General features: G+C 45.2%; 12 protein-coding genes. All 12 read left to right on the forward strand.

Annotated features, from left to right (window positions below):
- Genes mraZ through ACXAC4_RS01400 form a run of 12 tightly spaced genes read left to right on the forward strand, consistent with a single transcriptional unit; the run spans position 1 to position 13,425 of the window.
- A complete protein-coding gene (mraZ, locus tag ACXAC4_RS01345) occupies positions 1-459 on the forward strand; it encodes a division/cell wall cluster transcriptional repressor MraZ (RefSeq protein ID WP_058028651.1) in 459 nt (152 codons plus the stop codon).
- Between the two features lie 24 nt (positions 460-483).
- Positions 484-1,419, forward strand: coding sequence for a 16S rRNA (cytosine(1402)-N(4))-methyltransferase RsmH (gene rsmH, locus ACXAC4_RS01350; RefSeq protein WP_475158484.1), 936 nt, complete (start codon positions 484-486; stop codon positions 1,417-1,419).
- Positions 1,419-1,742, forward strand: coding sequence for a cell division protein FtsL (gene ftsL, locus ACXAC4_RS01355; RefSeq protein ID WP_349284722.1), 324 nt, complete (start codon positions 1,419-1,421; stop codon positions 1,740-1,742). Before rsmH ends, ftsL begins: the two co-directional genes overlap by 1 nt.
- Positions 1,739-3,556 carry a peptidoglycan D,D-transpeptidase FtsI family protein gene (locus tag ACXAC4_RS01360; RefSeq protein WP_475158487.1) on the forward strand — a complete coding sequence of 606 codons (1,818 nt, stop codon included), beginning with the start codon at positions 1,739-1,741 and terminating at the stop codon, positions 3,554-3,556. The genes ftsL and ACXAC4_RS01360 overlap by 4 nt, the downstream gene beginning before the upstream one ends.
- Positions 3,546-5,030 (forward strand): UDP-N-acetylmuramoyl-L-alanyl-D-glutamate--2,6-diaminopimelate ligase, encoded by a 1,485-nt coding sequence (locus tag ACXAC4_RS01365; RefSeq protein ID WP_475158488.1) that lies wholly within the window; start codon positions 3,546-3,548, stop codon positions 5,028-5,030. Before ACXAC4_RS01360 ends, ACXAC4_RS01365 begins: the two co-directional genes overlap by 11 nt.
- Positions 5,027-6,430, forward strand: a complete 1,404-nt coding sequence (locus ACXAC4_RS01370) for a UDP-N-acetylmuramoyl-tripeptide--D-alanyl-D-alanine ligase (RefSeq protein ID WP_475158489.1) — start codon at positions 5,027-5,029, stop codon at positions 6,428-6,430. The genes ACXAC4_RS01365 and ACXAC4_RS01370 overlap by 4 nt, the downstream gene beginning before the upstream one ends.
- Positions 6,424-7,506 carry a phospho-N-acetylmuramoyl-pentapeptide-transferase gene (mraY, locus tag ACXAC4_RS01375; RefSeq protein ID WP_349284718.1) on the forward strand — a complete coding sequence of 361 codons (1,083 nt, stop codon included), beginning with the start codon at positions 6,424-6,426 and terminating at the stop codon, positions 7,504-7,506. Before ACXAC4_RS01370 ends, mraY begins: the two co-directional genes overlap by 7 nt.
- The gene (murD, locus tag ACXAC4_RS01380; RefSeq protein ID WP_475158491.1) at positions 7,507-8,832 is read left to right on the forward strand and encodes a UDP-N-acetylmuramoyl-L-alanine--D-glutamate ligase; all 1,326 of its coding nucleotides are present in this window, start codon (positions 7,507-7,509) and stop codon (positions 8,830-8,832) included.
- A complete protein-coding gene (gene ftsW / locus ACXAC4_RS01385; RefSeq protein ID WP_405127330.1) occupies positions 8,832-10,004 on the forward strand; it encodes a cell division protein FtsW in 1,173 nt (390 codons plus the stop codon). The genes murD and ftsW overlap by 1 nt, the downstream gene beginning before the upstream one ends.
- 2 nt (positions 10,005-10,006) lie before the next feature.
- Positions 10,007-11,062 carry an undecaprenyldiphospho-muramoylpentapeptide beta-N-acetylglucosaminyltransferase gene (gene murG, locus ACXAC4_RS01390; RefSeq protein ID WP_475164018.1) on the forward strand — a complete coding sequence of 352 codons (1,056 nt, stop codon included), beginning with the start codon at positions 10,007-10,009 and terminating at the stop codon, positions 11,060-11,062.
- Positions 11,063-12,520, forward strand: coding sequence for a UDP-N-acetylmuramate--L-alanine ligase (gene murC, locus ACXAC4_RS01395; RefSeq protein ID WP_475158492.1), 1,458 nt, complete (start codon positions 11,063-11,065; stop codon positions 12,518-12,520).
- Positions 12,517-13,425, forward strand: a complete 909-nt coding sequence (locus ACXAC4_RS01400) for a D-alanine--D-alanine ligase (protein ID WP_475158493.1) — start codon at positions 12,517-12,519, stop codon at positions 13,423-13,425. Before murC ends, ACXAC4_RS01400 begins: the two co-directional genes overlap by 4 nt.

Below are 13,425 nucleotides of genomic sequence, written 5' to 3' on the forward strand. Positions count from 1 at the left end.
ATGTTTTCAGGTGCAAGTGCGCTAAATTTGGATGATAAAGGTCGATTTGCGATACCAACAAAGTATCGTCAACCGCTTTTGTCTGAAGAACAGGGCTCGCTAATTTGTACTATTGCGATTAATGAACCATGCCTTTGGTTATACCCTCGCAGCGAGTGGGATGAAATTGCCGCTCGACTTGTAAAGCTCTCCAGCATGAATCCAAGAGCGCGTCGATTGCAGCGCATGCTGGTCGGGCACGCCACTGAGTACCAATTAGATAAGAATGGCCGCATTTTACTTTCTCCGGCATTACGTAACTACGCAGGTTTGGGGAAAAAGATCATGCTCATAGGGCTATTAAATAAATTTGAGATTTGGGATGAGTCGAAATGGCACCAGCAAATGCAGCTTGATACAGAAATTGAGCGTGCAGGTGACTTTGAGATGACGCCTGAATTTGAAAACTTTTCGCTTTAGCAAACAAAAAGGCTTACATAACGCATGACTGCGCAATTTACCCATGTATCAGTTTTGATGAATGAAACGTTAGACGCGTTAGATATCAAAGCCGATGGTACCTATATCGATGGCACATTTGGCCGAGGCGGCCATTCGGGTCAAATTCTAAGTCGTTTGGGCGAACAAGGTCGTTTACAGGCTATTGATCAAGATCCGCAGGCGATCGAAGCCTCTAAGAAATTTGCTGACGATACCCGTTTTAATATCGCACATACGCGTTTCTCAAATATTGAACAAGTCGCCACAGAAGCCGGAATTCTTGGCCAAGTCGATGGCATTTTATTAGATATTGGCGTTTCTTCACCGCAATTGGATGATGCTGATCGCGGTTTCAGCTTTATGAAAGATGGTCCACTTGATATGCGTATGGATCCCACGTCTGGCCGCAGTGCTGCGCAGTGGTTAGCCGAAGCTGAGCTTGAAGACATCGCGTTTGTGATCAAAAAGTACGGTGAAGAAAAGTTTGGCCGCCGTATTGCACACAAAATAGTTGAAACGCGTGATGAAACACCTATCACTACCACTAAGCAGTTGGCTGATTTAGTTGATGAAGCGGTACCTGTGAAAGATAAGCACAAGCACCCAGCAACGCGCACTTTCCAAGCTATTCGCATTTACATCAACAGTGAGTTAGAAGAAATTCAAACTGCACTGCAAGCGTCATTATCGGTATTAAAGCCGGGCGGTCGTTTGGTAGTGATCTCATTTCACTCTTTGGAAGATCGCATCGTTAAGCAGTTCATCAAGAAACAAAGCAAAGGTGAGGCTGTCCCGCGTGGCTTGCCATTAACGGAAGCACAGTTGAATAAAAACCTGACACTGAAGGCGTTGGGCAAAGCCATAAAACCAACCGCTGAGGAAATAGCTGTTAACCCAAGATCACGTAGCTCAGTATTGCGAGTAGCGCAAAAACTATAATGAATAAACCACAAAGCCGACAGCCTAAGCTGTTTAATGAGATATTTGCAGGCCTTTTAGCGAATAAGCTAACGGGCTTTTTGCTTATTTGTATCTTTGCTTCGGCTTTGGGGGTTGTACAAGTCACTTATCTATCTCGTCAGCAAGTGATCCAGCAGGACAAACTCTTACAAGAGCGTGACGAATTGGACTTGCAATGGCGTTACTTACTGGTTGAAGAAGAATTCTATTCGCAACATGCGCGCATCGAAGAAGTGGCAACCACGCAGCTAGAAATGAAGCGCCCAACCAGTAAAGATGAGCAAGTGGTGGTGTTGCCATGAAAAAAGCAAAAGCCAATAGCTCAAAAACACTCATAACTTGGCGCTTTGCACTGGTGTGTACTGTGTTAGTCATGGTGTTTTTAACCTTGATGGCCCGTGCTGCCTATTTACAAGTGATTGAGCCCGATCATGCCCGTGAAGAAAGTGCAAAGCGCACGGTACGTGTTGAAACTCTTAAAGTGCAACGCGGTATGATTTTTGACAGAAATGGTAAAGAGCTTGCTGTCAGTGTGCCCGTTGTGAGTGTGTATGCCGATCCCCTTGCACTAGATAAAGCGCTTGGCAAAAGAGTCATTCGTGCCGCGCGAAAAAACAAAGAAGATCACAAAGCGCTGGCCGAAAATGAACAAGAAATGACATACCGCAAACAAGTACGGTATGACAATGATATTCGTTGGCGCGAGCTTGCAGACGTATTACAAATTGATCATGAAGAAGTGGATGAACGTTTACGTGACAACCCTGCACGCCGATTTGTTTACTTAAAGCGTCAAGTCACGCCCGCAGTTGCAAGCTATATCAGTCAATTAAAATTGCCCGGTATTCACTTACTAGACGAATCAAAACGTTACTATCCGAGTGGCGAAGTCACCGCACATGTGTTGGGCTTCACCAATATTGATGGTAAAGGCATCGAAGGCATCGAAAAGCTATTTGAGAATGCCCTTACAGGTGCAGAAGGTAAAAGAACCATTCGTAAAGACGCCCGTGGTCGTGAGATCCAAGTATTATCTGAAGAGCAACGTGTTGAGCCAGAAGATATTCAACTCAGCATTGATTTACGTATTCAGGCAATTGCTTATAAAGCCTTAAAAAGTGCGGTACTGAGCTATCAAGCGACTTCAGGCTCTGCCATGGTGGTGGATGTGAAAACCGGTGAAGTACTTGCTATGGTAAACAGTCCAAGCTTCAACCCGAATGATATGCGCGATGCACACCCTTACAAACGCCGAAATCGCGCCATTACTGATTTATTTGAGCCCGGCTCAACTCTTAAGCCGCTGGCTGTGTTAGCAGGGCTTGATCATGATGTGATTGAAGCCGATGACACCATCAATACTTTTCCGGGCTGGATGCGCCTAGGTGGCAGCTTAGTTAAAGACGAGCGTAACCACGGTGAAATGACACTCAGAGAAATTCTTAAAGTATCGTCGAACATGGGCGTGGCCAAAATTAGTCAAATGCTGCCAAAAGAATATCTCGTTGGTTTATATCAAAAAGTAGGCTTTGGTGAAGATACAGGCACCATGATGGTGGGTGAGAGTAGTGGTCTTTTTTACCCAAACCGTCGTTGGTCAGATTTTGAAATTGCAACTTTATCATACGGCTATGCGGTCTCAGTGAGTACAGCGCAAGTAGCGCGTTTGTATGCCACATTTGGCGCAGGTGGCATTTCTCGCCCTTTAACTATCTTAAAGCAAGATACGCCGCCAGAAGGTGAGCGTCTATTCAAAGAAGAAGACGTTAAAGCTGTTGTGGATATGATGGAATCCGTATTTGAAAAAGGCGGTACTGCGGCAAACGTCAAAGTCGACGGCTACCGTGCAGCGGGTAAAACCGGTACTTCTGAGAAAGCAGTCGCCGGTGGATATGGTGATGAATATGTCGGTTATTTTGCCGGTGTTGCCCCAGTTACGAACCCACGTTTAGCTGTGGTGGTGATGATCAATGAACCTGGCGGTGATGTTTATTACGGTGGTCAAACAGCTGGCCCTGCATTTGCAGAAATCATGTCGAACGCATTACGTATTTTGAATGTGGCACCTGATAAAGGCCGCGTTGCTTATTTGTCGGAGAAAAAAGATGCGCTTTAATTTATCTCACACATTAGCAGCGTTAAACATTGAGTATTCAGGAGTTGAACTCCCTAAACAAACTGCTGATTTACAACTTGATAGCCGAGCAGTGAAAACCGGTGATGTATTTATTGCTATTAAAGGCCATATAAGTAATGGCGAAAACTTTATTGCGGCGGCTTTTAACAATGATGCTAGCTGTGCCTTGGTTGACGCTACGAGTTTTGCGGCGCTGGATCACAGTTTAGGTTTGTTGATCCCGGTTGAGAATTTGACTGAGAGCATTGCTGAAATTGCCAAAATTTATTATCAGAGTCCGACCGAACGTTTAAAAGTAATTGGTGTAACAGGTACCAATGGTAAGTCAACGACGACAGCCATGATAGCAGCGCTTGCAGATGCCATTGATGTGCCGGCTGCGGTTGTAGGTACTTTAGGTTATGGCAAAGTAGATGAGTTAACGCCACTGCAAAATACCACACCGTCGGCTGTGGATTTACAACGTATTTTTGCAACCCTAGAAGAACATAATCAACTTGCAGCCATCGAGGTTTCATCTCATGGCTTAGTTCAAGGTCGTGTAAAAGAAACACAATTTAGTACGGCGGTTTTTACCAATCTGTCTCGTGACCATTTAGATTATCACGGTGACATGCACAGTTATGCCGAAGCAAAGCGTCTGCTGTTTACAGATTGTATGCCAAAACACTGTGTTTTAAATCATGATGATGCAGTTTCACAAAGCTGGATCGTACAATCTAGTTTTAGCAATTTAGTGGTATATGGCAAAAAGCCAACAGCACATAGTTTTTCTCAGTTTGTTTGGTTTGATGAGGTCGAATGTCATCAAGCGGGTATTCGTGCAACGCTCTTTACTTCTTGGGGTGAAGCGACCATTAATGTACCGCTATTTGGTCAATTTAATCTTTATAACCTAGCAGCTGCGATAGCGGCACTCTTGCTTGAAGGGTATGACTTTAGGGCATTGTGTAATGCGGTTTCTTCTCTGGAGCCAGTTGCGGGTCGTATGCAAGCATTTTCGGTTGAAGACAAGCCAACTTGCTTGGTTGATTATGCCCACACCCCTGATGCATTGGCGTTAGCGTTACAAGCTCTGCAACAACACGTACCCGGGCAAGTGACTTGTGTATTTGGCTGCGGGGGCGACCGCGATAAAGGCAAACGCCCGATGATGGCGCAAGCGGCTGAGCAAAACGCTGATAAGCTGGTGATCACCAGCGACAACCCACGCAGTGAAAATCCCGACGATATTATCGCAGACGTTAAGGCTGGGCTCAGTCAACCTGAGTATGCTTATTGCCAACCTGACCGAGCTAAAGCCATTGCCTATGCAGTTGAGCACACATCTGCTTCAGGCGTGGTACTGGTAGCTGGCAAGGGACACGAAGATTATCAAATTATCGGTGATCAAACGATCACCTTCTGTGACAGAGCATGGGTAATGAAAATTTTAAAAGGGGATAAAGCATGATCACAATGGATTTTGCTTGGCTTACAGCCGTATTAAACACCCCAGTAAGTTGTGGCGAGAATTTATCTGTCAGCAATATCAACACCGACACCAGAACAATAAAAAATGATGAGGTGTTTTTAGCGCTGAAAGGACCAAATTTTGACGGACATAAATTCGTCCAGCAAGCGTATGAAAAAGGCGCCATAGCAGCGATTGTCGACAAACCAGTGGAATGCGATATTCCTCAGTTTGTGGTAGCCGATACACGCTTAGCTTTAGGGCATATCGGTGCTGCCGTAATGGCACAAGTCGCGCCAAAAACCATTGCTATTACGGGTAGTGTGGGCAAAACCACAGTAAAAGAAATGTGCGCAGCGATTTTGTCACAAAAAGGCAAAGTACTGGCAACCAATGGCAATTTTAACAATGACATTGGTGTTCCGCTGACGTTAATTCGTTTGTCGGAAGACGACGAGTATGCGGTGATTGAACTTGGTGCAAACCATATTGGTGAGATTGCTTATACCACGCAAATGACTAAGCCAGACGTGGCTGCCATTTGTAATGTTGCACCTGCACACATTGAAGGTTTTGGTTCAATTGAAGGCGTGGCGCAGGCCAAAGGCGAGATTTTCTCTGGCTTAAAAGCAGATGGCTGTGCCGTTTTTAATTGCGATATTAATCCTGAATTTCGCCAGATGTGGGATAGCAGCATGTTTGATAAGCGCATCAAACGCATTGCCAGCCATGAACAGCTCGATATTTGGGCTGAACAAGTCACGCTAAACGACACCGCTCACGCCAGCTTCTTGCTTTGTGATGGTGAACAAAAAGTACCTGTGACGCTGGCGTTACCGGGCGAGCACAATGTCACCAATGCTTTAATTGCAGCGGCCCTGACAACTGAGCTTGGCGCTAGCTTACATGAAGTGGCAGCGGCGCTTGAAAGCATGAGCGCAGTTAAAGGTCGTGTGAACCTTATTAAGGTCAACGAAAATTTAACCGTGATTGACGATACCTATAATGCCAATGTGCGCTCGGTCAAAGCGGCAATCGATTTATTGACTAAAATGCCGGGCTATAAAGTATTTGCCTTAGGTGATATGGGGGAGCTTGGCGAACATGCTCGTGAGTATCATCAAGAAGTCGGTGAATATGCCAAGCAGCAAGGTATCGATGCGTTATTTACTTTAGGGGTACTGAGCCGTTATAGCAGTGATGTATTTGAAATTGCCGATAGACACTTTTCAACGCGTCCGCATTTATTGGCCGCAATTAATCAAACTTTAGCGGCGCAAAATGGTCCATGTACTGTGATAGTAAAAGGCTCTCGCAGTGCGCGTATGGAATTACTAGTAGAAGAATTAATAACAACAAGTGGTGAACAAGCAGCCACAGATGGAGTATCAGCATGTTAGTGTGGTTGGCTGAATATTTAACCCAGTATTACAGTGGCTTTAACGTCTTTTCTTACCTAACGCTGCGTGCGATTTTAGGTATTTTAACGGCATTATTGTTATCGCTTTATTTCGGTCCGATTTTGATCCGCGCTCTTCAGCGCATGCAAATTGGCCAAACGGTACGTGATGATGGTCCTGAATCACATTTATCTAAATCTGGTACGCCGACCATGGGTGGGGTGTTGATCTTAGGTGCCATTTTTACCAGCACTTTAATGTGGGGCGACTTAAGCAATAAATACGTGTGGGTGACGCTATTTGTTTTAGGTAGCTTGGGCGTCGTTGGTTTTGTTGACGACTATCGCAAAGTGATCCGCAAAGATTCAAAAGGCCTAATCGCTCGTTGGAAATATTTCTGGCAGTCAGTGATTGCCATGACTGTGGCGAGCTTCTTATATTTCACTTCACTGGACCCAAATGAAACTGTATTAGTCGTCCCTTTCTTAAAAGAAGTGATGCCGCAACTTGGTATTTTCTATTTGGTTATGAGTTATTTTGTGATTGTTGGTACATCTAATGCTGTAAACCTCACCGATGGTCTCGATGGCTTGGCGATAGTTCCGACTATTTTAGTGGCATCAGCCCTTGCGATTATTGCCTATTTAACTGGTAACGCAAATTTTTCGGAGTACTTACATTTACCGCATTTACCACTGGCCAGTGAGCTGGTCGTAGTGTGTACCGCCATTGTTGGTGCGGGCCTAGGGTTCTTATGGTTTAACACCTATCCTGCACAAGTCTTTATGGGTGATGTAGGTTCATTAGCGCTGGGTGGTGCGTTGGGTATTATCGCGATTTTAGTACGTCAAGAGCTTGTGCTGTTGATTATGGGTGGTGTGTTTGTGATGGAGGCGCTGTCGGTCATTTTGCAGGTCGGTTCATACAAACTGCGTGGTCAGCGTATTTTTAGAATGGCACCGATCCACCATCACTATGAATTAAAAGGTTGGCCGGAGCCGCGTGTGATCGTGCGCTTTTGGATCATTTCGATTGTATTAGTACTCGCTGGATTGGCAACGCTGAAGATCAGATAAATGCAGTATTTAAACGAGTTAAAAAATAAAAACATTACTGTGCTCGGGCTGGGAATTACCGGTCTGGGCATTGTGCGTTTTTTACTGTCTCACGGTATTACGCCACGCGTGGTCGACAGCCGCTCTGTACCGCCGGGTTCGCAATGGCTTGCCGATAATGCGCCTGACTGTGAAGCGGTGTTTGGTTCGCTGGCACAGGCGAGTTTACCGAGCGCTGAATTAATCATTATCAGCCCTGGCATTGCGTTATTTGAGCAAAGTGTTGCTGAGGCGATAGCACAAGGCGTTGAAGTGATTGGTGACATTGAGCTGTTTGCTCGGTTGAACACGAAACCTGTCATCGCGGTAACTGGCTCAAATGGCAAATCGACGGTGGTCAGTCTTGCCACCGAAGTGTTTACCCAAGCCGGTTACAAAGTGGGATTGGGTGGCAATATTGGTACCGCAGCGCTCGACCTTCTTGAACAAGACTTTGATGTGTTTGTCTTAGAGTTATCGAGCTTCCAGCTCGAAACCACGCAAAGTCTAGTGTGTACCAGTGCCATGATCTTAAATGTCACTGAAGATCATATGGATCGTTATCCTGATTTCGCCGCCTATTGCCAAGCAAAACAGCGAATTTATCAACATGCCAAGCATGTCGTATTTAACGCCATAGATAACAATACATTGGCCAATGCAGGTGTCGGTGTGAGTGTGGCATTAGCGCAAGCAGATTATTGCCTGCAGACTCATGATGGTGATTTGTATTTCGCTGCACATCAGCAGCCAGTTTTGCCTGTCTCTAGTTTGATTATGGTGGGTAAACACAACCAATTTAATGCGTTGGCTGTAATGGCATTGCTTGAGCCTTTTAACATTGATAAAGCGGCATTTGCAGCAGCATTTAAAAACTTCACAGGCCTGGCACATCGTTGTCAGTTAGTGGCTGATGTAGCGGGAGTTAAATACTTCAATGATTCTAAAGCAACCAATGTCGGTGCGACGGTCGCTGCACTTGAAAGTTTAAAAGATGATGTAAACAAAATCGTGCTTATTGCCGGTGGTGATGCTAAAGGCGCTGATTTATCGCCTTTAAGTGAGCCTTTGCAAGCAGCGTGTCGAGCCGTGATTTGTTTTGGTCAAGATGGTGCAAAGTTTTTGCCATTACATGAGCAAAGTCACCTTGTTGCTGATTTACAACACGCCATTTTAAAGGCGCAGTCACTGGCACAAAACGGTGATGCTGTCTTACTAGCACCAGCCTGTGCGAGCATTGATATGTTCCCAAATTATATGATTCGCGGCGAAGCTTTTTGTACAGCCGTAGCGGAGTTAGCGCCATGATGACGTTCGCTGAGCTAAGAATGCAACTCACACCAAAACAGTCAAATGCACTTTTTGATGTGCCTTTGATGTACGCCATGCTGTGCCTTATTGGCATTGGTTTTGTGATGGTAACCAGTGCTTCTATGCCAGTGGCTGAACGACTTTATAATAATCCTTATGGTATAGCGATGCGTCATGGGGTTTTCTTAGGACTTGGTTTTGTGCTCTTTTGGTTCAGCACCAGCGTGCCAATGAGTTGGTGGAAAAAGTGCAACCCGTATTTATTATTCTTCGGCTTATTTTTATTGTGTCTAGTTTTAGTCGTTGGCCGAGAGGTGAATGGCTCGAAACGTTGGATCCCCATTGGGCCGATAGGTTTTCAAGTGGCTGAAGCCGCCAAGCTTTACTTTTTTAGTTACATTGCCGGTTACTTGGTTCGTAAGCGTGAAGAAGTTCAAGAAAACTTAAAAGGCTTTGCTAAGCCCATTGCAGTATTCGCGGTTTATGCATTGCTTATTTTGAAGCAACCTGATTTAGGCACCGTGGTGGTGATGTTCGTTACGACGGTGGGTTTGCTATTTTTGGCGGGCGCTAAGTTATGGCAGTTTTTTATGCTGATCTTAACGGGGATCGGCTTGATAGTGGTACTCATCGTGTTCGAACCTTACCGCTGGCGACGTGTTACTGGCTTTTTAGACCCTTGGGATGATCCATTTGGTGCAGGCTATCAATTGGTCCAGTCTTTAATGGCTTATAGCCAAGGGGGTTGGTTTGGCCAAGGTTTAGGTAATAGTGTGCAGAAGTTGCAGTATCTACCCGAAGCACACAATGACTTTATTTTTGCGGTTATCGCAGAAGAGTTAGGTTTTGTTGGTGTAACCAGTATCTTACTCTTGCTCGGTGTTTTGGTATTTAGAGCCTTATTAATCGGCCAGAAAGCATTAAAGCATGGTAAAGAATATGAAGGCTATTTTGCCCTGGCCATTGGTATTTGGTTTGCGTTCCAAACCATGGTGAACATTGGAGCAAGTGCCGGCATTTTGCCAACTAAAGGCTTAACTTTGCCGTTTGTATCTTACGGCGGCTCGAGCTTTTTAATTATGGTTATTGCAGCGGGTGTGCTGCAGCGTATTGATTTTGAAACCAAGTTATCGAGCCGACAAGCAACGGCGAGGAGTGGGCGACGATGACAGTGAATAAGCATTTAATGGTGGTCGCCGGTGGTACGGGCGGTCATATTTTCCCAGGCATCGCGGTTGCAGAGCATATGCAGCAACAAGGTTGGACAGTGTCTTGGGTAGGCACTGCCGACAGAATGGAAGCGCAATTAGTGCCAAAGCACGGTTTCGAGATTGATTTTGTCGAAGTGCAAGGGGTGCGTGGTAACGGGATAACTCGTTTACTCAAAGCGCCATTTATGGTGCTAAAAGCCATTTTAGCAGCGAAGAAAATTATCAAACAGCGCAAGCCTGCGGTGATCTTAGCCATGGGCGGATACGTCACGGGCCCTGTTGGTATTGCCGCAAAATTATCTGGTGTGCCTTTGGTGATTCACGAGCAGAATGCAGTGGCTGGGTTTAGTAATAAGCTTTTGGCAAAAGTCGCTAATCAAGTATTGGCAGCCTTTCCTAATGCCTTTGAAAATAACGCTGAAGTGGTTGGCAATCCGGTTCGAGCCAGTGTCAGTTCAATTACTAAAAAGTCACAGACTGAACAATTGAATGTGCTAGTTGTTGGCGGTTCGTTGGGCGCGCAAGTTTTAAACGAGCGTTTGCCAGAGGTATTTTCGACATTGGCAAAAGACTTTTCGTTGAGTGTACGCCATCAAAGTGGGCGAAATAACCAAGATAAACTCAAAAGTGCTTATGTTGGTCGCGAATTTGATGCACAAGTTGATGAATTTATTCACGATATGGATGCAGCCTATGCATGGGCTGATTTAGTGATCTGTCGCGCGGGAGCTTTAACTGTCAGTGAAGTGGCTGCAGCAGGAAAAGCAGCTTTGTTTGTGCCATTACCACATGCGGTTGACGACCATCAAACAGCAAATGCTCGCTATTTAGTCGATCAACAAGGCGGCTTACTGATGCCGCAACATGATTTTACAACTGAGCGATTAGTTGAGTTATTAACACCGTATTTTGAACAGCCAAGTTTATTGTCTGAGATTGCTGATAAAGCAAAGCAGTTGGCGAAATTTGATGCCACCGAACGCGTCGCGAAGGTGTGTGGTGAGTTGGCAAAATAAATGAATTTAGAGAAAGAGACGCAAGTGAACGAAGCGAATAATCGAAGAGCAATGAGACGTATCAATACCATACATTTTATCGGTATTGGTGGTGCTGGTATGGGCGGTATTGCCGAGGTACTGGCCTATGAAGGTTATCGTATAACAGGCTCAGATATAGCTCAAAACGCGATGACAGAGCGTTTGATTAAAGCGGGCGCAGAAGTATTCATTGGTCATCACGAAAATAATATTAAAGATGCCAATGTGGTTGTGGTGTCGACAGCGATTGATGTCAATAACCCTGAGATAAAAGCAGCTAAAGCGGCACGCATTCCAATTGCTCGTCGTGCTGAAATGTTGGCTGAGCTCATGCGCTATCGTCATGGTATTGCCATTGCTGGAACGCATGGTAAAACAACGACAACCAGTTTGATCGCCAGTATTTTTGCTAAAGCAGAACTTGACCCTACGTTTGTCATCGGCGGCTTATTAAATAGCGCGGGTACCAATGCTAAGTTAGGGACCAGTGATTATTTAATCGCTGAAGCCGATGAAAGTGATGCTTCTTTCTTGCATCTACAGCCAATGGTATCGGTTGTCACCAATATCGAAGCGGATCATATGGATACCTACGAAGGTGACTTCGAGAAGATGAAAGACACTTATGTCGAGTTCATCCATAACTTACCGTTTTATGGTCTGGCTGTGGTGTGTATCGATTCAGACGTTGCCGCTGAGCTTATTCCTCGTTTTGCACGCCCGACTATTACTTATGGTGAGCATGAAGCGGCAGACTATCGCTTAGTGGACTTCAAGCAAACGGTAAATAGCAGCGAGTTTAAAGTGGTGACTAAGTCAGGCGAAGAGATCGCGGTGCATTTAAATATGCCGGGTAAACACAACGCGCTGAATGCGACTGCGGCAATTGCCGTGGCGAAAGATCACAATATCAGCAACGCTGCGATCTTAGCCGCGCTTACTGAGTTTGAAGGCATTGGTCGTCGTTTCCAACATTACGGCACATTTGATAATGAACAAGGTAATGTGATGCTGGTTGATGATTATGGTCACCACCCATCAGAAGTTGATGTCACCATTGAGGCAGCAAAAACAGGCTGGCCTGAGCGTCGATTAGTGATGATTTATCAGCCGCATCGTTTTACACGTACTCGTGATTTATATGAAGATTTTGTCAAAGTACTTTCTAAAGTTGATCAACTTATTTTGTTAGATGTATACAGTGCTGGCGAAGCCCCAATTGTAGGTGCTGATAGTAAGAGCTTATGCAGAAGTTTACGCCAAAGAGGTGTTGAGCCAATTCATGTTGCAGACAATGAAGAGTTGGGCAAAGTTCTTTCGAATGTTTTACAAGACAGCGACCTTGTGATCACGCAAGGTGCCGGCAACATTGGTCAAATCGTTAAGAAGTTGGCAGCAACAGAGATGTCACTCGCTGCGTTAAAAGGTGAATCATGAAACAGTTTGGTAAAGTAGCAGTATTACTAGGCGGAACGTCTGCTGAACGTGAAGTGTCATTAAACTCAGGTAATGCGGTGTTGAATGCACTGATTGCAGCTGGCGTTGATGCGTTTGCGTTTGATCCTGCTGAACGTGCGCTTTCAGAGTTACAAACCGCAGGCGTTGATCGTGTATTTATCGCTTTGCACGGACGTGGTGGTGAAGATGGTACCATCCAAGGTGCGCTTGAATTTATGGGTATTCCTTACACTGGCAGTGGCGTATTAGGCAGTGCTTTGGCAATGGATAAAATTCGCTGTAAGCAGCTGTTCCAGTCAGCACAATTAAGCACTGCGGCATTTGTGGTTGTTGATGCGAAAGCGGGCTTTGATGCAGCCAACATCATCAATGAGTTTGGCAAAGTCATGGTGAAGCCAAGCCATGAAGGCTCAAGCATTGGTATGGCTCAAGCCGAAACGGCAGAGCAATTAACCGATGCCTTAAATAATGCCTTTAAGTATGACGACCAGGTTTTAGTTGAGCAGTGGATCACCGGCCGTGAGTTTACTGTTGCCATGTTAGGTAATGAAGCATTACCTGTTATTGAAATGGTGACCCCGCGTGGTTTTTATGACTATGAAGCCAAATACAAAGTAAATAGTACTGAATACCATTGCCCAGCAGCATTGAGTGACGCACATACGCAGCAATTACAAATTATGGCGACGCATGCTTTTGCTTTAGTTGGTGCGCAAGGTTGGGGTCGCGTTGATGCAATGCAAGATGAAAATGGCCAATTTTACTTATTAGAAGTGAATACTGTGCCAGGCATGACGGAGAAATCTTTGGTGCCAATGGCGGCCAAAGCGGTTGGCGTAACTTTTGAGCAATTAGTTGTTCGCATTTTGGAGCAAACGCTTTAA

The sequence above is a fragment of the Pseudoalteromonas sp. AWM4_233 genome (assembly GCF_056158285.1).